Annotated in this window: 21 protein-coding genes and 1 pseudogene; 12 read left to right on the top strand and 10 right to left on the bottom strand. The window is 42.6% G+C overall.

What is annotated here, in order from left to right:
- The first annotated feature begins 91 nt into the window (after nucleotides 1–91).
- Nucleotides 92–745: a hypothetical protein gene (locus RID21_RS13545; protein ID WP_350189656.1), complete on the top strand. Its 654-nt coding sequence runs from the start codon at nucleotides 92–94 to the stop codon at nucleotides 743–745.
- 239 nt (nucleotides 746–984) lie between these two features.
- On the opposite strand, the gene RID21_RS13540 is transcribed toward RID21_RS13545, so the two are convergent.
- Nucleotides 985–1128, bottom strand: coding sequence for a hypothetical protein (locus RID21_RS13540; RefSeq protein WP_350189654.1), 144 nt, complete (start codon nucleotides 1126–1128; stop codon nucleotides 985–987).
- 86 nt (nucleotides 1129–1214) lie between these two features.
- Nucleotides 1215–2702: a hypothetical protein gene (locus RID21_RS13535; RefSeq protein WP_350189652.1), complete on the bottom strand. Its 1488-nt coding sequence runs from the start codon at nucleotides 2700–2702 to the stop codon at nucleotides 1215–1217.
- Between the two features lie 1234 nt (nucleotides 2703–3936).
- On the opposite strand from RID21_RS13535, the gene RID21_RS13530 reads away from it, so the two are divergent.
- From RID21_RS13530 to RID21_RS13490, 9 genes are all read left to right on the top strand, one after another.
- On the top strand, nucleotides 3937–4179 hold the full coding sequence (locus RID21_RS13530; RefSeq protein ID WP_350189650.1) for a hypothetical protein: 243 nt from the start codon (nucleotides 3937–3939) through the stop codon (nucleotides 4177–4179).
- An 82-nt stretch (nucleotides 4180–4261) separates the two neighbouring features.
- Nucleotides 4262–4744, top strand: a complete 483-nt coding sequence (locus RID21_RS13525) for a hypothetical protein (protein WP_350189648.1) — start codon at nucleotides 4262–4264, stop codon at nucleotides 4742–4744.
- Nucleotides 4745–4984: 240 nt separating this feature from the next.
- Entirely contained in the window at nucleotides 4985–5287 is a 303-nt protein-coding gene (locus RID21_RS13520) for a hypothetical protein (RefSeq protein WP_350189646.1), read from the top strand.
- A gap of 156 nt (nucleotides 5288–5443) precedes the next feature.
- On the top strand, nucleotides 5444–6490 hold the full coding sequence (locus tag RID21_RS13515; RefSeq protein WP_350189644.1) for a hypothetical protein: 1047 nt from the start codon (nucleotides 5444–5446) through the stop codon (nucleotides 6488–6490).
- A 189-nt stretch (nucleotides 6491–6679) separates the two neighbouring features.
- Complete coding sequence (locus tag RID21_RS13510; RefSeq protein ID WP_350189642.1) at nucleotides 6680–6949, top strand: hypothetical protein; 270 nt, start codon at nucleotides 6680–6682, stop codon at nucleotides 6947–6949.
- A gap of 173 nt (nucleotides 6950–7122) precedes the next feature.
- A complete protein-coding gene (locus RID21_RS13505) occupies nucleotides 7123–7404 on the top strand; it encodes a hypothetical protein (RefSeq protein ID WP_350189640.1) in 282 nt (93 codons plus the stop codon).
- A gap of 224 nt (nucleotides 7405–7628) precedes the next feature.
- Complete coding sequence (locus RID21_RS13500; protein ID WP_350189638.1) at nucleotides 7629–8402, top strand: DUF2971 domain-containing protein; 774 nt, start codon at nucleotides 7629–7631, stop codon at nucleotides 8400–8402.
- A 544-nt stretch (nucleotides 8403–8946) separates the two neighbouring features.
- Entirely contained in the window at nucleotides 8947–9639 is a 693-nt protein-coding gene (locus RID21_RS13495; RefSeq protein WP_350189636.1) for a helix-turn-helix domain-containing protein, read from the top strand.
- A 50-nt stretch (nucleotides 9640–9689) separates the two neighbouring features.
- Nucleotides 9690–10316 (top strand): DsbA family oxidoreductase, encoded by a 627-nt coding sequence (locus RID21_RS13490; RefSeq protein WP_350189634.1) that lies wholly within the window; start codon nucleotides 9690–9692, stop codon nucleotides 10314–10316.
- A 73-nt stretch (nucleotides 10317–10389) separates the two neighbouring features.
- On the opposite strand, the gene RID21_RS13485 is transcribed toward RID21_RS13490, so the two are convergent.
- The 3 genes from RID21_RS13485 to RID21_RS13475 all read right to left on the bottom strand — a co-directional run bounded on the left by RID21_RS13485 (nucleotide 10390) and on the right by RID21_RS13475 (nucleotide 13457).
- The gene (locus RID21_RS13485) at nucleotides 10390–11529 is read right to left on the bottom strand and encodes a hypothetical protein (protein WP_350189632.1); all 1140 of its coding nucleotides are present in this window, start codon (nucleotides 11527–11529) and stop codon (nucleotides 10390–10392) included.
- Nucleotides 11530–11864: 335 nt separating this feature from the next.
- Nucleotides 11865–12329: a hypothetical protein gene (locus RID21_RS13480; protein ID WP_350189630.1), complete on the bottom strand. Its 465-nt coding sequence runs from the start codon at nucleotides 12327–12329 to the stop codon at nucleotides 11865–11867.
- Nucleotides 12330–12527: 198 nt separating this feature from the next.
- Nucleotides 12528–13457, bottom strand: coding sequence for a DUF5677 domain-containing protein (locus RID21_RS13475; RefSeq protein ID WP_350189628.1), 930 nt, complete (start codon nucleotides 13455–13457; stop codon nucleotides 12528–12530).
- 353 nt (nucleotides 13458–13810) lie between these two features.
- Here RID21_RS13475 and RID21_RS13470 point away from each other — a divergent pair, with 353 nt between their 5' ends.
- Both RID21_RS13470 and RID21_RS13465 read left to right on the top strand, forming a co-directional pair.
- The gene (locus RID21_RS13470) at nucleotides 13811–15292 is read left to right on the top strand and encodes a ScoMcrA-related endonuclease (protein ID WP_350189626.1); all 1482 of its coding nucleotides are present in this window, start codon (nucleotides 13811–13813) and stop codon (nucleotides 15290–15292) included.
- A 53-nt stretch (nucleotides 15293–15345) separates the two neighbouring features.
- On the top strand, nucleotides 15346–15636 hold the full coding sequence (locus RID21_RS13465) for a hypothetical protein (protein ID WP_350189624.1): 291 nt from the start codon (nucleotides 15346–15348) through the stop codon (nucleotides 15634–15636).
- A gap of 229 nt (nucleotides 15637–15865) precedes the next feature.
- Here RID21_RS13465 and RID21_RS13460 read toward each other — a convergent pair.
- From RID21_RS13460 to RID21_RS13440, 5 genes and pseudogenes are all read right to left on the bottom strand, one after another.
- Nucleotides 15866–15982: pseudogene (locus tag RID21_RS13460) on the bottom strand (maltose acetyltransferase domain-containing protein); the annotation flags it as partial.
- A 134-nt stretch (nucleotides 15983–16116) separates the two neighbouring features.
- The gene (locus tag RID21_RS13455) at nucleotides 16117–16317 is read right to left on the bottom strand and encodes a hypothetical protein (protein WP_350189622.1); all 201 of its coding nucleotides are present in this window, start codon (nucleotides 16315–16317) and stop codon (nucleotides 16117–16119) included.
- Nucleotides 16318–16485: 168 nt separating this feature from the next.
- A complete protein-coding gene (locus tag RID21_RS13450; RefSeq protein WP_350189620.1) occupies nucleotides 16486–17214 on the bottom strand; it encodes a hypothetical protein in 729 nt (242 codons plus the stop codon).
- Nucleotides 17215–17367: 153 nt separating this feature from the next.
- Nucleotides 17368–18588, bottom strand: coding sequence for an AAA family ATPase (locus RID21_RS13445; protein WP_350189618.1), 1221 nt, complete (start codon nucleotides 18586–18588; stop codon nucleotides 17368–17370).
- Between the two features lie 302 nt (nucleotides 18589–18890).
- Nucleotides 18891–20579 (bottom strand): nuclease-related domain-containing DEAD/DEAH box helicase, encoded by a 1689-nt coding sequence (locus RID21_RS13440; RefSeq protein ID WP_350189616.1) that lies wholly within the window; start codon nucleotides 20577–20579, stop codon nucleotides 18891–18893.
- Between the last annotated feature and the right edge of the window lie 7 nt (nucleotides 20580–20586).

Below are 20586 nucleotides of genomic sequence, written 5' to 3'. Positions count from 1 at the left end.
ATATCAGAACGACAAAGAGCAAATAGCCTCGTCTCATTGGTAAGCAGTTAGGCCCGAATTAGAAACACTAAAGCCCTAAAGGAAACAAATCATGCCTACTTTTGTTTGCAATTTTTGTGGTGGTGATCATGGCACAACGACTTGCAATGAAACTGTTAGCTACCAAGGACAAGAAGATTGTGCTGCTGAAGTATTAGATTCAATGCTTGATTTTCTAGGCTTTGAATTAAGCTCTAAACAATGGGAGCAAGTAAGAGAAAATCATGATAATGATCAGCCTGTAGAGATGCTGGCTTACATCGTCGAACATTTTTCAGATTCATTTAACGACGATGAAATTAAAAAGTATTTTGCACCTGTTACTAAAGATGATGGAAAGATTTATAACGCCAGTAGAAAACACGGTAGCTGTTTTGAATTTGCTTACAAAGCCTTGCTTCGTGGTGTAGGTGAAGAATTAGATGATGGTGAATTAGTACTCGTTCATGGTTTTGTGCTCACAAATTCAACAGAATATACAGGGCATGCTTGGTTAGAAACTGATAATCATGCTATTGATTGTGGAGCCATGACAAAGGAATTTGATCTTAGAGACAAAAAGGCATTCTACAAACATGCCAAAGTGAAAAGCCCTAAAAAATTTACAAGATCAGAAGCAGCAAACAAATTCATTGAATTAGAGTATTTCGGGCCTTGGGTAGAAGTGCCTGATGATTTACCGATGTGCTCAGCTTGGAGCAAGTAAACAGTAAGAGGGAAGCAGGCTGAAGCCTCTGGTGATCAATCATCAGGGGCTTCTTTCATTTCCATCAGGAACAAACTAAAAGCAGCCTGAAAGAAAATCAATCAAGCTGCTTTTAGTTTGTCCAGTAACTACATCCTGCATTCCATTTTAAACCCCTGATTCAGAACCACAGCAGATATTACTACTGCTGCTCTGAGCTGCTTCAGGTGGGCTTGTGGTGGCTTACAGCACCACCTGCTTTATCTGATCACCTCATAAGCATTTTTAATTTCTTTTTTTGCAGCTTCTGAAATTCTCAATATATAAGTTCCTGCTGGTGACATTCCAATGTTTTGCAGCAAGTGCTTCAGTTCTTCACGTGTTTCAATTTTTATTTCTGTCATCTTTTTACCTCTATATATTTAAGTGTTATTGTTATTCTTTTTGCCTTCCTTGATTGTGTTTTTACATATCTTCCCTGTTGATTGTCTCATACTGCCTGCTGAAAATGCTGCTCTGGTTCAGGTGGTGAATAATATTCACATATTTTCAAAGCTTCTCTTTCGAAATACAGCAGCTTGTCACGATCTGTCAGTTCAATTGCCATTAAAACAGGTCTTATTTTCTCTTTATATTTAACACCTGTCACATAGTTGTGTGTGTGTTTATTTAGAGAATTATTAACAGCAACAGAAGCTACATTTAATGCTGTTTCAAACTGATCAATCAAAGCTTTACAGGCTTCTGACATAATCCATTTGCAACAAGTACCCTTCTTACTTCCATCAGGGAAGAACTGATACCTATTGTCTATCCAAGTGATAAATCCAATATCCGAACACAAATTTTTAATAGCCGTAATTCTTGATCTATTCGCTGCTCTAGAGACTTCATCATCCTGAAAAGCATCATTCCAGAATTTAAAAAACCTGTTGAAAGGCATTTCATCATTTTTATTTTTGTATTTGAAACTGAAGGCTTCCAGCAGCAACAGAAAAATAGCGATATCCAATGCAGTGACTTTCAGACCGTTTTTACATGCAATTTTTGGCTGAAGAGTTAAGGCATATTCACCAACAGCCAGAAAATATGGCAGACGGCTCCAATCGAAACTAATTCCTGTTGACCCTGACTCTTTAGTTTTGGCTGCAAGAGCTTTCTTTGATGGTGGATCTAGCTTTTTATAATCAGGCAAATCAAATAAGTCCTGAATATTGATCATTGTTGTGTTTCTGAAATCTTGGAATCTGTTAGTTATCTCTCTAGGGATTTTGGCAAGGTGGCCAAGTGTAATGTCGAATTCACCATCATTTTCAAAGTCAACCACCATCGGCATACCTTTGACTTCTATCCATTCCACATCATATTTTTGATCCAGCCGATTCTCTATGAAATCCAGTTGCAGCAGTGTTTGTAAACGTTTCATTGAGTCTTTGACTGCTTCGGCATTTTGGTTATCAGTCCAAAGCAATAAATAGCCATGAATCCCTTTGCCATTCGTAGAAGCTTCATAGTAAAGGTTTTGGTTAAAGAATTTTCCTTTGAGGTATTTCAAATAAGCAGCAGCACCTTTTGCACTGCCTTTTCTGTGGCAATCGATGTCCAGCATGACAAGAACATACTCACCTCTGCCAGCAGTGTAATAGAGGGTATGTTTATTTCGAAAATGCTTATCGAAATCAAGATTGTTTCGCTGAGGCGGAAAGCAGGTAGAATACCCTCTTTCTTTGTATTTCAGTTTTGATTCCAGAACTGCTTCTGCATATTTCTTTGAAACTCTGGTAGGGCGTTCTTCCCAGTTATCTTTGATGCCCATATCGATGTCAGATATGAGAGTCTTTAGAAATGCAGTGGGCGACTTTCTTTGATAGGGATGTGGAGGAGTTTCTTTGTATCGATGAGCGGCAAAGAACGTGTCTTTACCTCTGCCGTTCAGCTTTGTTGGTATTTCTGATTGTCTTCTATAAGTCTTTTGCAATTATTTAACCGTTAGTTCTCTGAGTCTGACCACCAGACCACGTTATTGTTTTTCTCTATTTAATATAGTGTTGCTCCAATCATTTTTTGCTTGGAAATCTAGTATTTTTTTCGGTCCTGATCTCCATATAAACCAATCAGATTACACAACTACCTCAAATCTCACTTTCAGTCTGCCATAGAAGCATTTAAGCCACGAACAGAATTTCTTTTTTCAAATCACTGAAAGAATTCGAGCTAATAACACTATATTAAAGTGTGTAGACCGTGCACTTTTTTGAGCTGCCTCCCATTTTCGCAATTTTGGGGTGGCAGCTCTTTTTGCTTTCCAGACACAAAAAAAGCCCCACTGATCTCAAAGATCAACAGAGCTTTATCATCTTCCATAATTTCAAAGCAGGGCAGCATTATACCAAAAATCACTAAACGCTGTAATACGTGTTTAGCATCATTATTTTGCTCACCTTTATCAGCATTGGAGCGAAAACTACACAATCCAAACAAAAACCCATTCAGCTATTCGGACAATTTAAACAAGATTTCGCAAGAGGCTCATGCCATAGGTGGGTCAGAAGATGGAGCATCACATTATTTGACGGTGAAATACTCTGCAAAAATATGATGACGCTGACACTCGATAGAACAACCGCTGACTGGAGTTGGTAAATAGCATTAAACGAGTCCATAAATCATGCAGATCGTTTTCATCAGTGCTGTAAGCTGAGTTTTTCCACCAGAAATATCAAAACTTGGTTTGGCAATTCACCAGCAGGGCTATTATATAAACTCACAATAAACAGCCCTATTTTTGTAGTGTTTCGAGCCATCTGGACAAGTAGCAATTTAACATGCCAAATATTTTTCAAGTGAACGATCAAATATTATTTGAAACAAGGCTTTACTTTTTCTGAATATATTTGTAAGATAATATCAGAATCGAGACATTTAGTCTTGACTTCATATCAATGACCACAACTTTTTGGTGCCACTGTCTTTTAGAAGAGGGCAGGTCACACCAATTTAAAAGACAGAGTTATGGTCATCATAAGTTATGTGTCATCCTTCGACACAATTGGCGTAGCTGACCTTTTATAACAGCGATATCGTCAAATCGTCCTCATGCCTTAGCGTGTGAGAACATTTTATAATTGCCTTTAAGCTTGCTCCAAACTTTATATTTTTGGGAGCAAGCTTTTTTTACGTACCTCGGAAATAGAAAGTGAGAACAATCAGAGATGAAATTGACAGACAGCAGAAAAGCAAAGCTAATCACACACAAGATTCTTGAATTCGCTGAAATCGGCGGAATGGACGCTGAACATTGTGGAATGGCTTTTGAAGCAGTTGAAAACTGCCTCGATCAAATATGCATCGAAGAAGGCAATGAAGACACGATGTCAAATCTGATAGAGCAAATTCAACAGATCTTAAGTGCTGAAGAATGGAAACAGACAGTAGATACTGAAACAGAGGAATAGAAGGTGAGTTAAAGAAATGAATAAAAGGACATTTTCAGCAAGGAAGCACATACTAAACATCAAGAAAGCGAGATTTAGATCGATGAATACTGAAGAAAGAGAAGAAATACTGACAACTTTACGATGTGAGATGATCAAATATTTAATAGCTTGGCATGCTGACATCGTAGAAGATAATTCCATATCTGAAGATATGGAACTTTCAAAATTTAGCAGTTGGTGCTTTATTACCTCTATCTCAATTTCAGGCAAAGACATCATTATACCCTCTTGGCTTAAAGAAATGCGGTCAGTGCTGCTAGAGTCGCCAGAAACGGATGAAGATTCAGTTGACGCCGTGTTTCACGAATTGGATGCTGAGATAGATTTGATTTGGGAAGAGATTACAGGACCTGTAATTGCTCGGATTGATGATCAAGAAGATTTGAGATCTGTTCGTAGATGGGATACGGCAGCTAAATTGTTTCGCAAAGGATCACATGAAGCATGGAATGTTGAGATTAAGAAACAACTTGCCGAAACAAAAATATGTTGGACAAAACAAGGTGTGGTTTTGCAGAACTAACAGCAGGGAAGCATTCACTCTTACTCAAATAGAAAGGAAGAAAGAAAAAAATTTTCCCGACAGGGAAAGCTACGCTCTTATACATAATTTTATATACATACATATCGATTCGGCATTGATCCCCAATTGGGGCTAGTCTCTGCCACTTCTTATATATTTATTTTTAACCTGCTCCTAATTGGGGGGCAGGTTTTTTTTGTGGATTGATGATTATTTAATTTTTTTGAAAGCGAAAAAACAATGACTAAAACAAAAACAGCACGCTATTTTTGGCTGGCAATTAATGGCCCCTCTGTTGCGATTAGCTCAATTCCATTATCAACAAAGGTAAGTGTTTCACCGACACCTGAATTGCTTATTGGATTTGAAGACTTTTCAGAAGCAAAAAAGATCCAGCACTTTTTACTGACAGCTAAAATTCGAAACGTAAATAAATATATTCAGACTATACCTCAAAAACTCAAATCGAATGAAGTTCAGCATGTAATACAACCAAAAAAGCCAGAACCTTGTTCGCACACTACTTTGTGGTCAGAGAAGTAACAGGAATTATTCGGCACGGATGCCATTTATTTACACAGGTGCAGACAAGACAGATAGCCGTCTGCTGCTATTCATAGGAACGCTCGTTCAACAATGAAAGCAGGAACCAAAACAGCACGTACGCCATTTTTTAAACACTAAATGAGAGATAGAGAGATGGTTTCAACAACAGAAAAAAAAGGTATCAGCAGATTTATCAATCTGTATGGAAATATAGACGTAAGAAATGGAATCCCTAGAGGCTATTGCCATGTTCGCAGGATCGATGGAATTAGCCTGCATCATTGGCTTACTAAACTGAATATTGACTACGCTAAAGCAATGACAGGCTTCTGTAATTCAAGGTTTGGCTGCAAGCCTGAATTTGATGGTGTAGTCATCGCAACAGGAGCAAAGCCTAAATTATTCGCAGCCATTCAAGAAAGGCAACGGCAAAAAGAAGCAGCCAGAATTAAAGAAAAGAGACAGGAACAAATAAGGATAGAACAATTTAGAGCAGCAAGAGTTGCTGAACTAGCAAGTCAGTATCCTAAATTGGATCGGCAAATAATTCTTCAATTTGTGATTGATGGTACAAATATTATTGCTTCTGATGAACTTGGCTATCAGTTTGGCAATGGAACCAAAAATTACTGGAGCAACTTAGGATTTAGAACTGCTGGCAATCCTTGGGGTTGTCACATCAATGGCAAGCGAATTTATTCAATTTATAATTGTCGATCTTTGAGAGCAAAAAAAACAAAATTGACCGTCAAGCAATTGAACAAGGCATGGTTGAAAAAATACAAAACAGAAGAATTGCTTTTAGCCAATGCATTGAAGCTTGTTAATCGTTTACAAAAAGTAAACCGTATCGATGAAGTTTACAGCCTTAAAGATCAATGGATTGAAGCAAATCAACACAATCTGACCGAAGGCAAATTTGTCAGACGTGAAACTAAAGTATGTTGGTCTTGTGATGGTGGCTATGATGATTGTTGGTCATGCGGTGGAACAGGCATTTATTCAGACCGAACTTTATACGAGCACAATTTCAATATTGCTGGTCAAGACATTTGCTTTCATTCCTACGTCAAACCTGAAATATTGAGCGATGGAAAAGGTGCAGATCTCAGAAATTATGGTCGTCCATTTAAAAGATCTGATTTGCCACTACCACCACAACATTTGATTGTTGAACTGATTAAAGAATTGATGGCTTAGATAGGCACATTCGGCACGGATGCCATTTTCTAACTCAGTTATAGACACAGCAGAAAGCTACCCGCTGAAATACTTAGAAATAATATTTCAAAAACTGAAATTGCAACACTCTATTATTAGAGATCAGAAAAAACGCTGGTATTTGATTTCAGAATCAGATCCAGACACTTCACAGAAAGATAAATTAAAATGAACAACGAAACTGAAACACAATTCGACGACTCTTCTGACGAAAATTGGTTAGTCGCATACTATTACGATGAATCGAAGCCTCCCCTTCATTATCTGGGAAAACCAGAAGGTCCCTACATCTATTCTGAGGACGAAGCTCGTCAAAGAGCAGCGAATTTAAACGCTGAGATCATCAACACCGCTCAAGAAGAAGCATTTGATGGCGATCTTCAGATTTGGCGGTATGTAGCTGTGCCCATGCAATCCTTTGGCGACCGAGTAAATTGACAACTGGAGGGACTCTATTCCATCTCGCAAGCTCGATCTGGGTCAAATCGGGAAAGGCAACTGTATGCAATCTACGGCAGACGGCTTTTAATTGCCAATCAATCGCAATTGATAGTAGATTAGCTAAAAGAACATTTTGGCACGGATGCCTTCTTTTTTAAATTGGAACAATCATGACAGACAAACTCCCACAAGAGTACCAGCAGATTTTCCACCAGATCCACTCCGATATAGTTCTGGGGCGTCTGAGGGACTATCTAGATCCAGATGGAGATGTTCCTGAAATAATTGCGACTGATTTAAATGATTTGGCTCAACGCTTACTCGTGGATGACGCACCTGCATCAATTGATCGCAAAGACATAAAGAAGCTGCTGAAAGATGATGCGATCCGAGAGCTGCTAAAACAGTCCATCCGCCACTTGACCAAATCCCAATCAAAAGAAGAGACCTAGCAGCGTCCCAAAGCCAAATGAAGAACCCGACAGTCACCGTCACCACAACCAGCTCCGTCTATTATCTGACCGCAGATGAATACCTCATAGCCACTGAAAACGGTATGACAAAAAACACCGAAGACAACAAAAAACATTCCCCTGAATTAGCCATTTTGGGACAATGAAATAGGGAAGGCACGCAGCCACGATGGAATCTGTATGCTCTTGCAAAGAGGTGATAAATGGTTAATCAACCTGAATCAGTTTTTAAATATACTTCTGTTACCAAATACAGCATCATGAGTCTGATAGATCAGCTGATTTATTTAAACGCCCCTTGCAAATTCAATGATCCATATGATTTTGCTCCAAATTTCAGACTAAGCAGGCCCAGCAAAGAAGAGCTATTCAAGTGTAATGAAATACTTCAACAACAAAATCCCAATGATACATTGACTCTTGATTCTAAGTATCATGGCCATGAAGGATATGAAATGTTATGTGACCAGATTGTAATGGATATGAAATGGCACCTTAAAAAGAGTATCAAGAGATCTTCTGAAAAAGCAGGCGTTTCATGTTTCTCAGAGTCTAATGACAATATTCTGATGTGGTCTCACTACGCTGACTACCATAAAGGGATTTGTTTAGAATTCGATACAAAGGAAACTCCTTTTTCAAAAGTGACTAAAGTGGACTATGTGACTGAGTTTCCACAAGTTAACCCGCTCTTTATTCATGAAGAAAATGACATCGACATCTATGTTGAGTTATTGAAAACAAAGTTTATTGACTGGTCATATGAACGTGAGTGGAGAATTATCGGACCATCCGCAGGCAGTAGACTTAAATATTCATCGAAGGCACTAAAAGCAGTCTATTTTGGCACAAAAATAGACTCTGAACACATAGAAACAATTAGAAATATTGTTCGGTCTTACAATGAAAAAGTTCAACTCTACAAAGGGAAGATAAACGAGACTCGATTTCAAATTGACTTTGAAAAGATTAAGTAAGAAAGAATGTCCGAACCAAACCCGACAGTCACCGTCACGACCACCAATTCCATCTATTATCTGACCGCTGATGAATTCATGACAGCCACAGAGAACGGTTTTTTGGATCGTCTCGGCTCAGAAGAAATATTGTCCGTACAAGATGACCTGAAAGTTGATTGGAAGAAGATTGGGTTTTGAACATTCCCCCCAGAACGCCCTTCAGTCTCATTAATAACCCCACGTCAGCGGTTAATAATTGTGCCCTTGAGTGGGCATGATGGTTATTAACCTGAGAACTGGCTGATGGATTGTCCTGAATGGAATTAATAACGTTGAATGGCTGTTATTAATTGTGGGAAGCTGTTCTTGGAGGATGTGCTTTATGGGTAGGGGATTTGGCAGATTTGGTGCAGTAGTGTGGTAGTGATGTGGTTGAGGGGTCAGATCTCTCTGGAGCTGGATTGAAAAAGTCTCGTAAAAACTGCTATCGCATTTTCCCCAGACGCACTCGCCTTGCTTAAATGGATAGATACGAACTATTCCATTTAACAAGGAGACTGTCATGCCCAATGAACTCGAAAGTGCTTTCCGTTGCTTATTAAAATTTGTTGTAAATGAAGTTGTCAGCGAATTGCAAAATATAGAATGCCCAACAGATCATAAAAATACAGACCAAGTCTTGGAAACAGACGACCGCCTATTGTTGCGTTCAAGTGAAATGGCAAAACGTCTATCAATCTCTGAGAGGCATCTTCACAGAATGACGGTGGAAAGGGGACTCCCCTGTATTCGGATCGGTCAGTCAGTCCGCTTCAGAGTCGAGGCTGTTAAGGAGTGGTTGCTAGAAGCCGAATCAACTGAGGGATCAAAACAGCAGGTATCCGTAAAAAAGAATAACATAAAATCCAAGCGACCAAAGATCACCCAAAAGTCACAACAAAAGAAGGTGAAAAAACAGACGGCTACAAAACCCAAAATACCAGCGAAAGTATCTAAACAGAAGAAAGAGCCAAAAAAGATGAGTGGTTCCAAAAGGACCAACTCCGAACCAGAACAGGAGCGAACAAATCCATTCAGGTTACTCTTGCAAGAGATCGGTGTTGATCGGGATGAATTAGGACCGCTTACAAATGGAGAATTGATGCAGATTGCCGAAGTCGATCTACCGACATTTCATGGTTGGATGTATTTGGGGAAGGGGATGCCAGAAGAAGCATTGGCGAAGTTGCGGAAACATTTTTCAAAGACGATCTGAGCTGGTGATGATAATCCAAGTAGATTTGAGCATAATTAAAGTGAGATAAAATGGAAGTGTCAGTAGATGTGATTTCAGATGTGATCTGTCCGTGGTGTTACATAGGCAAACGGCGACTTGAAAAAGCGATTGCTGCAACCGATACACAAGTCAGTGTGCGATGGCATCCGTTCCAGCTCAACCCCCAAATGCCGAAAGAAGGGATCAGCCGAAAAGAATATCGCACCAGAAAGTTTGGAAGCTGGGAGCGATCACTGGAGCTGGATGCCAAAATGGTCGCTGTTGGTGAATCTGAGGGAATTCATTTTGCATTCGACAAGATTTCTCGGACTCCAAATACTGTTGATGCCCATCGGCTCATATGGTTTGCTGATCAGTATGGCTGTCAGGATGCTGTTGTAGAGGCACTGTTTCGAGCTTATTTTACAGAGGGGCAGGATATAGGTGCTCGTGAGACGCTGGTTAACGTGGGGGTCGAAGCAGGTCTAGATCGACAGGCTGTGGAATCCATGTTGGACTGTAATGAAGGACTGGATCTCATCGCAAAATCCAGAGAAATGTCTCAGCAGTTTGGGGTTGATGGAGTTCCTTTCTTTATCATCAACCAGAAATTGACATTGGCTGGGGCACAGGATTCAGAGATGTTCGTTGAGGCGTTCATGCAGGTTCAAACATGAGTCGGTTAAAAACAACCTCAAAATATTTGGAACAGCCTAATTCTTGGGTGAGACGCATTGATTATACTATGGTTTAATCGGGAGTGTCCTCCTCAGAATCATCACTGTTCTTTGCGATTACTGGACTCGACTTGGACATGCCAGCGTCCGTTGAAACAGATGATTTTGGTCCTAGAAATGGGCGACGACTATCTAAATGGGGGGCGATATGCTGACGAGCAGGGGATAACCAGCACTTTTCTAACAATTCGTGTCGATTATTTATCAACACAAAACTTGGTCCTCGTAAAAAGTAGTTATACCCATCCTTCGTATAGCGGGGTGGGATTGGAGAAAATACCTTTTTCATAGTTTCGGCAAGCTTTGTCGTGGCATCGACCATTTGATCCACCAACGAAACCACAATGTAGAATATCGAGCCAATGTTGTTCGGAGTCATCATGGTTAAGAAATGCGAATCTTCATCAAAATGAGGTTTGAACACATCGAAAGGGGGATGGTCGAGGCATACTCCGGGGCCTTCTTCCGTCAAGTAAATCAATTCCAGACTTTTTCCATGGTGATAAATCGAATCCCGAACATTCCTGATGTGAGCAAATAGAGGTTTCACCTGTGTCAGATAAGTTTCCGTGTCAGGGGGAAGTGAGTATTTTTGTACCAACTCTGAAACCTCTCGATCTACGAATTTTCCAAACGTCTGGGGAAGGGGGCTTCCGCCAAACTGCATATGAACATACCGATAGCAGTCATGCAAGAGATCGATCAGAGAGCGACAGATTCCAAAGAAGTACTCTAATTCTGTTAGATACATTAACCTCACAGCGGTGTCCGCCTTTGGTCTAGCAACATGGTAGTCATGTACCGCAAGAAACTTCTCGATAACTGCGGTGAGGTTGCCGATGTCAAATTCGATACCCCGCATTGGATGGACGACCTTTCCAAATGTGAAGTGCTGAGCTAGTGTGTCGAGCAGCGGAAGCAAGGTATCTTGGTCAGAATCTATCTGACTCGTACTCCAGTAGGCTCCCCAACAAGCAATCGTATTCGGCATCACAATAATCTCGCCCGTCTGTGGATTTGGTATCCCGCAGTACGGCGTGTTGTTCTCATAGAAGCTTGTTGCAGCGATTATTCGGCCATCTTGAGGTACACTTTTTAGAAAGCTTAGCTTTCCAAGTTCGGCCACCGATACTTCTTGTGCATTTTGAGGCATGACATTCACTTTCAGTTATCTGTACTGTCTTTCCAGTCCTTAACGATTTTTTTCATTCAACTCCCACTGGGAATTCAGGGACACTGTTATGATTGATGATGTCGGTGTAATCATCCTTGGTTTTCGATATTGGGTCCGTCTTCATTCTGTAACTTCTTCATGGAATTTTCTTAAATGTGTTAGTAAAATCAGCCATACTGACTCAAAGATCGCTGAATTCTGTGAAACACAACTTGCGAAACTAAAGGGGGAAGCAGGTGCTTCGTTTATCCCCCAATCAAAAAAACAGGGACATTCTTAAATGTCCCTGTTTCGCTTATAATATTGACCAAACTTCATACCATACTTGGAGAAGGTTCTGGGGGTGCTGTAGTTGTAGGTACTCCATATTTCAAATGAAAATAATGATTTTCCTGATCTGAGTCCTGATCAGCAGGTAGATTCAAGCGAGTATTGAAATTTAATACATCTAAATTATCAAATACTACAGTTCTTACTTTTATAGCCAATTCATTAGGATCAGGAAATGAATCATCACCTGAAATTCCAATATAAATAAATCCGATAACAGTGTGAACTGTTATGTATTTACAGGCTACATGACAAGCGAATTTGATTTTGTTGCCAACTTGCTGGTAGAAGCTGATATCAGATCTTTCAACCTGATATCCAGTTTGGTTTTTGATAGTTGTGATAATCAAATCTTGCTGCTGTAGAATCTGATTATTTTGTTCCCAATTCTCTTTCAAGAGCGACTTAATCTCAGATATATCTGATTGTTCAGGGAGAGGATGGTTCATAATCTTAATTCCATTTAAACAAAGAACATTGAAAGTAGCAGAAGGATTCTGCTTTAATGCCGAAAACCATATCAGGCTCCCAAAACCTGTCAATTATATTATTTTCCCCGTTTTTTGTAGAACATCTTTGAATGTGTTCTCTTAGTTCTCGGATCAGCGATCATTGCCTCAACTTGATTGTAGTTATTATCTGGTTTATTAACGCCACGGTGCTTCAATAAGCGTTCCTTTGCTGATTTCCACATAGTGGGGGCCGATATTTTCCGAGTAGATCTCTCGGAATCGCTCCCATTGCGACGAGTCGTACTTTTGGACCAATGCACATGCGGTATCGAGGCAGAACTCAGCAGCGAAAGTGCAAGCTAACTCAAGGCCGTCTGGATGTCGAATGGGCCGAATCATGATTGTCCCGGGTTGGTCAGATGGTCCAACATGGTTGAATCCGCTTCCCGCATGAATTACGTCCGACCAACTTCGATAGAGTCCTTCATAAACGGCTCCGAGCTTTAGTTGGATTGCCAGTGATCGGACATCACGAGGACCGCCGAAGAGAGCAAACCACTCCGGGTCTTTGTTCTTGCGTGATGCCTGCCATTCCGCTTCTATAGGGGCGTACTCAGGCTTCTTAAACATGCTTTCCAAGTTGGCGATCATCGCCTGCAAGTCACCCGGAACTTGGTTGAATACTTTAGTCATTGGATCGTCTTTGAGTTCCGCACGAAGCTGCTTTCCCAAGAGATCATCTGGATCGCACTTTCGATATGCCTTGATCTTTCGATGAGCATGGGCCACTTGATAGGAAAGCGCCCGGCGTTTGCTGTCGGTATCTAGGATGTAAAGCAAGCCGAGTTGTGCCTCGAATGCACTTCGGAGCAGAGGGCCGCAGTTCTCGGCACAACCACGTTCAACCAAAACTGACACTCCATCTACCGACTCAATGACATGTCGGGTGAGCATTAACACCGTGGCATGGGAATAGCAACGATCCTGAGCGGATGCGATTTGAGCAACAGCGGATGCGTCGATGAGAAACTGCACGCAGTCACGAACAAAGCCAGCAAGGTCCGAGAGAAGTTTCTCGTATTTCTGCCACTCTTCTTCTGATTCAACTAAATCACGAAAATACATTAACGCTCCTTCCGTCTCGATTCCATTCTCCCTAAGACACGCTATTCGTAGCCGAGGTTCATTTTCGCTGCTGTCTTTACGTTACGACCAAACAGGATGATTGATCGCCAATAGTTCTCCAGAGTTGGTTGGACCTCGGTGAAAGTTATCATGTTGCTGCTGTGCTCACCCCAGATCGTTCTCGAAGGGTTCGGTATCTCCCGGTTTGATTTGCCATTCCTGCAATCATCTGAAAGCATCATTCTACCAGCACCTCATTCGATTTAGTAGAATCTAATGAAAGCAATAATGGAATCATCATTCACGAGACTGAAGAACTACTGCGGTGATGTTGTAGTAAAGGGCAATTGAAGTTGACATTAAACGCCATGATTGAAAAATTGCTGGTCATCGTTCCTTGCGGACAGAAAAAAGTCTGGGACAAAGATCCGAATGCAGGTTCCATTGTCGCCAAAGATGCTTATACTGGTCCACCATTTGTCGTCAATAAGCTGTTCGCTGAACATTTTAGCGAATCGTGGGTAATCTTGAGTGCTAAGCACGGGTTCATTGATCCTGATTTCGAGATTCCCGGACCATACAACGTGACCTTCAAGCGGAGGTCCAGCAATCCTGTGACCAACGCTACATTGTCAGAGCAGGTTCGGAGTCTTCAGCTTGACCAGTTCTCTGATGTAGTAGGGCTTGGTGGCAAGGAGTATCGGTCCGCAATCAAGGATGCGTTTCATTCTACGTCGGCACGACTTCACTTTCCATTTGCTGGCCTTCCAATTGGCAAGGCGATGCAGGCGATTAAGAAAGCAATCACCGAAGACATTCCATTTAGGACTGGAAAGACATCTTCAATGATCCAGACACGAAAATCCGTCATTCGAGCAATCGAAGAATATGAACGATTAGGGCGGGATCACTTTCTTGAGCATTACGGATTTAGGAAAGCCAAGAGTTACATGCTCATCCACAAAGGTAAACCTTACGATTCAAAAGCCATTGTGGGAGTGGCCTTCGGATACGAGAATCCCGGTCAAGGGCCACTGAAATCAAGTGACTTTTCGGGAGGTGCATCTACAGTCCAATTCTGGTTGGAACAACTTGGATTCGAGGTTAGAAAAATGGATTCTGAAATGAGCGACAAGCCAAAGAAAACGTCTCCATCACCGGCACCGAAATCTTTATCGGAAGTCAATAATGACAGTGGTTCGGGGATTTGCCATAAATTGCACCAGCTACTCAATGATTTACCGGTGTTTGATTTCGATTTCTCAATGGATGAAATTCCCAAGAACGGAATCTATCTCCTGTTTGAGAATGGTGAACAGGCTCATGGAACAAATCGAATTGTTCGTATCGGAACTCATACTGGTGACAATCAATTGCGATCTAGGCTGACTCAACATTTTCTGAATTCAAACAAGGATCGTAGTATTTTCCGAAAAAACATTGGCCGTTGCCTTTTGAATCGAGATAATGACCCATTCCTCGAACAGTGGGAACTGGATCTAACGACTCGTGCTGCCAAAGACGCTCACGTAGACCAAATCGACTTTGACAAGCAGAAAAAAGTCGAAGAACTTGTGACTGACTACATGCAGTCGAACTTTCGATTCGTCGTCTTTGAAGTCCCTACAAAAGAGCAAAGGCTGTGGCTGGAAGCAAGGATCATTTCAACTGTCTCACGTTGTGAAGTGTGCCCTACATCGAGTGACTGGCTTGGATCACATTCGCCAAAGCAGAAGATCCGTGAAAGCGGATTGTGGCAAGTCAACGAATTATACAAGACACCATTTACTGGCGAAGAGTTTAACGAAAAGTGTGTGCCTCTGTTTCAACGATAAACCTGTAAGATAAATTTCATTGAAAAGGTGGCTGGGAGAAGTGAGGTGACGACATGCCAGCGGACGATGCCGGTTCACTCGGCGTTTATTACAAGTGTTTCTTCGGGGCCAACTCTCATCTCGGCTTGACCGAAGACGATTCATTCGCCATGGAGGACGATAAAGGCCGCTCGTGGATTTGCCACCCGATCAAACGGAAGGATGTCGAGGCCCTCGATCTGTTCAGGGACTTTCCAGCGATCAAAGAAGCCGATGAGAAGATTGAGGCAGAAACCGAAGTGAGGATATTGTTCTGCGAGACACTTAAAGAGTTGCCGACGAAGTTGGCAGATTCGCTGAAGTAGGAACGAAAGAAAATGTAAGAGACATGCCCATTCTGTGCCCATGAGAGGACGCATCTCAACGTGACGATCCAAATATGTTGGGATTCAGATCGTCTTGATCTTGGCAAAATCGGGATTGGAAGTGTTGTTCGAGGCTCCCTCGCAAGAGCAACCTGATGGGCTTGCTGGAGCCGGACACTACAAACAAGTACCGTCACCCATTGCCATCGCTCCAAAGAGATAAACGAGTTTGGTTGGCATTCAGGTCTTGACAGAGGTCTCTTGCTCGTTCTCTGGCTTGTACAAGTTCGGGATCGAGGGCATCGTAGAGTTCTCCCGCCAGCATCTTCTGTTTTTCAGATGTCATGTTTCACTGTCCTCCTCGTCAGGAACATACTCGAATCGAGGAACTCGGTATAACCGTTGGTAATTCGCTAATGTGTGTGTGGCTTCCTGCTTGGTCTTTTCTCTCTCGAATATGACCAGAATAGACGTTTTCCGTCATGCGCCTCCGTCTGACGATTGTATCTCTTTTAACTGAGTTTCGATGTCGGCAAGCCGCCCTGAAATCTGCTGGAGGTACGCAATGATGATTGCGTGTGTAAATTGTGCGTCGATTCCTACTGGCGATTCAGGGAGACTGATATGATTGATGATGTCGGCGTAATCATCCTTGGTTTTCGATATTGGGTCCGTTTTCATTCTGTGACTCCTTCATTGAATTAGGATGAGCGTCGAAGTGAAACATGAGCTTTCCCGGTGGGAGCAAAGCACAACTTTGGTGTTTTCTCTCCAAGCATATAGATTTCCAAGAACCGTTTACCTTTGTCTTGCCCTTCGCTCAGGGTGATTTCGATAGTTGGGTAGTTTCTAGTTGCCTGTTCCATTTTCTTCCTCCAGAGAAACAAGCTTTAAAACTTCGAGCCCGATAGATACAAGTGATTGCACGACGTTTGACTCAACTTCAAATGCCTTTCCATGAGCGATACGATTTCGCAGTTCCCAAAATTCACGGAATGGCTCCATGACCTCTTTCGGGAATACGCCTTTTTCTACACCCAGTGCCATTGCACGGGACATGGGGATTTCGTGCCCTTTGGCTCGGAGACCATTCTGTGCTAGTCGGATCATTACCATCTGTTCAATTCTCGCCGACAATACCATCAATGCTGCTCGGGGATCAGTCTTTAACACCTCCAAGACCTCGGACTGCGATTGCTCATAGACATCCGAAGTTGAGAACATCCTCTGCTTCTCGGTTAGTGACTCCTTAGCGTTTTCAACTTCCTTCGAAAGCTTCTTGATTTCCTCGGAAAGCTCAACCTCTACGCCTGCCACCTTGAATTTCTTCACATACGGAAGTACTTGGGACACTTGCGGCCAGAGCGTGTTATAACTCGGCAGCAAGATCGCAACTGTTGCTATTGCGACAAGCGTGATCGTAATCCAATCGATTGACAAATCGGGCCATATCAAGCGAGACAAAATCAAGGAAAAGCAAACAAGGACGATAAGTCCTCTTTGCCATGCGATTCGCCAAACGTTCTTGCACCATTCAATCATTGCTTGCTGCGCCTCCACTTTCACTCGATGATGCAACGACGCTGAATCCCGAGACCCGAGCCTGTCTGTCACATCATCTTATCCTTTTCGTCATGACAAGCTTTTCCACTCTTCCTCGATTCACCGGGCTTGAGAACATCCCGCTTCCTGATTTCATATTGTCTGTAAAAGCAACAGAAATCACCACGGCTATTCACCTTTAGATGCGTATGTCTTGATCCAAATAGCAAATGATTTCGATGGAAGGCGATATTCTCCTTTTTGGCCTTTCTTTGCGACCACGATGTTCCGCTTTGTGAGTGCTGAGATCGCATTCGATAGCGTGTAATTCTTAAGTCCCGTTTCTTCTCGCAGGGTTGCTTTTGTTACGAAGTTATCCATGTATTCGGACATGACCTGAAGTACCTTCCGATAGTCGTCAGAACCGATTTGGTCGAGGTACATGTTCTCGAAATATTTCTTACCAAGCTGAGCCAACGCTCCATTTTCTCGATAGACCCCTTCGTTTAGATCGCCGATAGTAATGTGGTTGTCCGTATCAGCGTCAAATGCTGCGTATGCGTATTCTTGGATGAAATGCGGGTATCCTTGTGATCCACGCCCAGCAATCCAATCTACTACGTCATCATCAATCTCGATTGAATCTTTGTTTCGACTGTTTGCCTCCCTGATACCATTTTCAAGAATCGTTCTGGCTTCCTCAATCGGCAGAGGCTCAAGCTCGAATTGCTGAAATACCCGTAACGAGGATTCATGACTCTTTCGCATTTTATCCAGCACATTGGATATGCCAGAGAGTCCCAAAATGACATTCGTTGCTCCGAGGCGAGACAGTCGCTCAGTGAATATCTTGGCGAACTCACCTAAATGGGCATCGGCGGATGGTTTGTCACATTCATCAATCAGCAGCAGGACACCATCACATTGATCCTTCAGACGATTTGATGTCTCCAAAACAGAGTCGCAAAGTTCCTCGAAGAGTTGCGAGCGTGTCAAGTCATCCGACCTGTCATACTTGACACCGAATACTTCCCATCGAGTGAGGAAATCCCAGCCTTTCTTAAGCAACGTCTTGAACGTTTCGTGGCGTTTGAGTGAACGAGAAAGTTCAGCGCCTGTTTTCCTAACGATGTCTTCGTAAGTGTTACCGATCTCAAGTTCTATGGTTGCGGTGACGAAGCTATATGTCTCTTTGTTTAACGATTCAAAAGCACCTCTTGCGAGATAGTCGAGATACAGTAGCAGGGACGACTTCCCGATGCCTCGTTCACCATGAATCAGGAAATGAGATGGGTTTCCGTTCTTGGTTTGGAAGAGCGCCTTTTCAAGCGCAAGAAGCTCCTCAAGGCGGCCTGCGAACATTGATGGGCTGACGATCTGCCCCGGCTGGAATGGATTAAATTTAAGCATCGGCTACCTCCATTTCACTCCCCCCCCCCCAGCACTTTGAATACTGCGTCTCGTGGGTATGAGTAGAAGCTGGTTTGAAATATGGCGAATAATTCGCCGGGAATGGTTGGAAGATCGCTGACACTGACTATGAAGAGCCAGACTCGTTTGGTAACTGCATCGAGGGCTATTCGCTTCCACTGCGATTCAATTTCGACGCAGTTGACGTCAATCTCGTGACATCCTCTATGAATCTTACACCTCATAAAAACTCCTCAAATTGATATCAGCCTGCTAAGTCAACGTCCATTACAAAGTCTTTCTCATGTTATAATTCCCTTTTCAGTGGTCAGCACTACAAGCAAATGCTTTGCTCTGGAGCAACCAACGTAAAAATCCGACACCGAAAAATATTTTGTAGTCTCTGGATTCGGTACATCAGTCACGATGATGGCGTCAGCCTCAAGTCCTTTGAAACTTCGGATGGTTGCAAACAACACCCCCTTTTCAGCACGCCATTCATTAGGGTTAATGCAAAGCGGGATTTTTCCAATCTTTGTATCATCGGCTAGACAAGATTTATTTTTGTCAAATGGTGATAACACAGCAATCTGAGATGCCTTCAACTTCCCCTTGCCTATCCATGCTTCAACAATCTGACGGATTTTTTGGGCACGAGCATCAGGCTGTGGAATTACTGCTACCTCAGTCACAACACCATCTGGTGCGTCTGGCCTGACAGGAATTTCTACATTCCGGATTTTTCCGCAAGTCAGTGCAATTTGTTTGGTGTTCCGGCAGTTGGTTGGTAAGTCGAACGGGGCACCGACATCAGGAATCGAAAGCGTTTGGCCAACAAATAAGTTTTGGGCTGGGTCAAAGAAAATATAAAACGGACCTTCTTCACCGCCGCTATTTAGCATCTCCAATGCGATCCACCAATCAGCTTCGAAGTCCTGACCTTCATCAACAACTACAGCATCAAATTTATCAGGAACAATTTCCAAAGCGTTCAAAAGCAAGTCGGGTGCGGTCGTTCGCCAAAAATTACCGCCGTCATTCCATTTAGGAGCAAAGGGAATTCTTGCCTTTCGGCACCACTCGGCACACAAACCGTGAAACGTATCTATCTGAATCAGATTACGAAGCTCATCAGGCAAGCTGGCTTCAAGCCATTCCGCAAGAGATTTGTTGTAACATACAAAAAGTGTCTTTAACCCCTCACGAGCAAACCTTTGTGCTTGGGCGATTGCTAAAATAGTTTTCCCAGAGCCAGCCACCCCCTTAATTGCTGCTCTTTTGTGAGCACCAAGAAATTGTAATAATCGAACCTGATCATCAGTGAGACGAAGAAGTCGATCTTCCTGCTCCTTGACCTGTCGAAATAACACTGGAAGAAGTTGGAACGCTGGAGACAAAGCCAATTGGATGCCAGTCATCTGATGCTTGGTGAGATTTACTGAATTTGTCCCACGCTTCCACAATCCCAAAAGCTTCGTAATCCTTTGCCCCAAGAACTCAAGATCTGGACCTGAGAAGATCATGCTGGTGTCAGCACCGGGAGGTGCCGGGCCGCTGAACTCACAATGAGGGAAGATCACAGCGTAACCATAGGGGCACGGAATCGTCTTTTCATTCGGAAACGATTCCTTGCGAATTCCTTGCTCGAGGATATGGGTACTACCCCGTGCCTGTTCGAAGGGATCTTTAATTTGAACTCGTCGGGAAGCTTCTTGACGATACCAGCCACGATTTTCATGGTCATAGTGAATCTCGCCGCCTTTGACTTCGAGAATCAAAATTCCGGCCTTGGGATGCACGATGACAAAATCTGCCTCTCCTTCCCTGAGTGTTACCTTCTTCGTGAAGTCATTGCGATCTGATTTTAGCCATGGGTAGCTGTGGTAAATGATGACATCATCGGGGAGTTGGTCCACGAGCGCCATTGCCACATCACGTTCACCTATGTTTGAAATATCTTGCGGTGCAATTTTAGGAATCAATCTGGCCATTGCTGTC

Source organism: Gimesia sp. (assembly GCF_040219335.1).
Classification (GTDB): Bacteria; Planctomycetota; Planctomycetia; order Planctomycetales; family Planctomycetaceae; genus Gimesia.
Note: the sequence above shows the minus strand (reverse complement) of the source record. Positions and strands in the feature narration are given on the sequence as shown.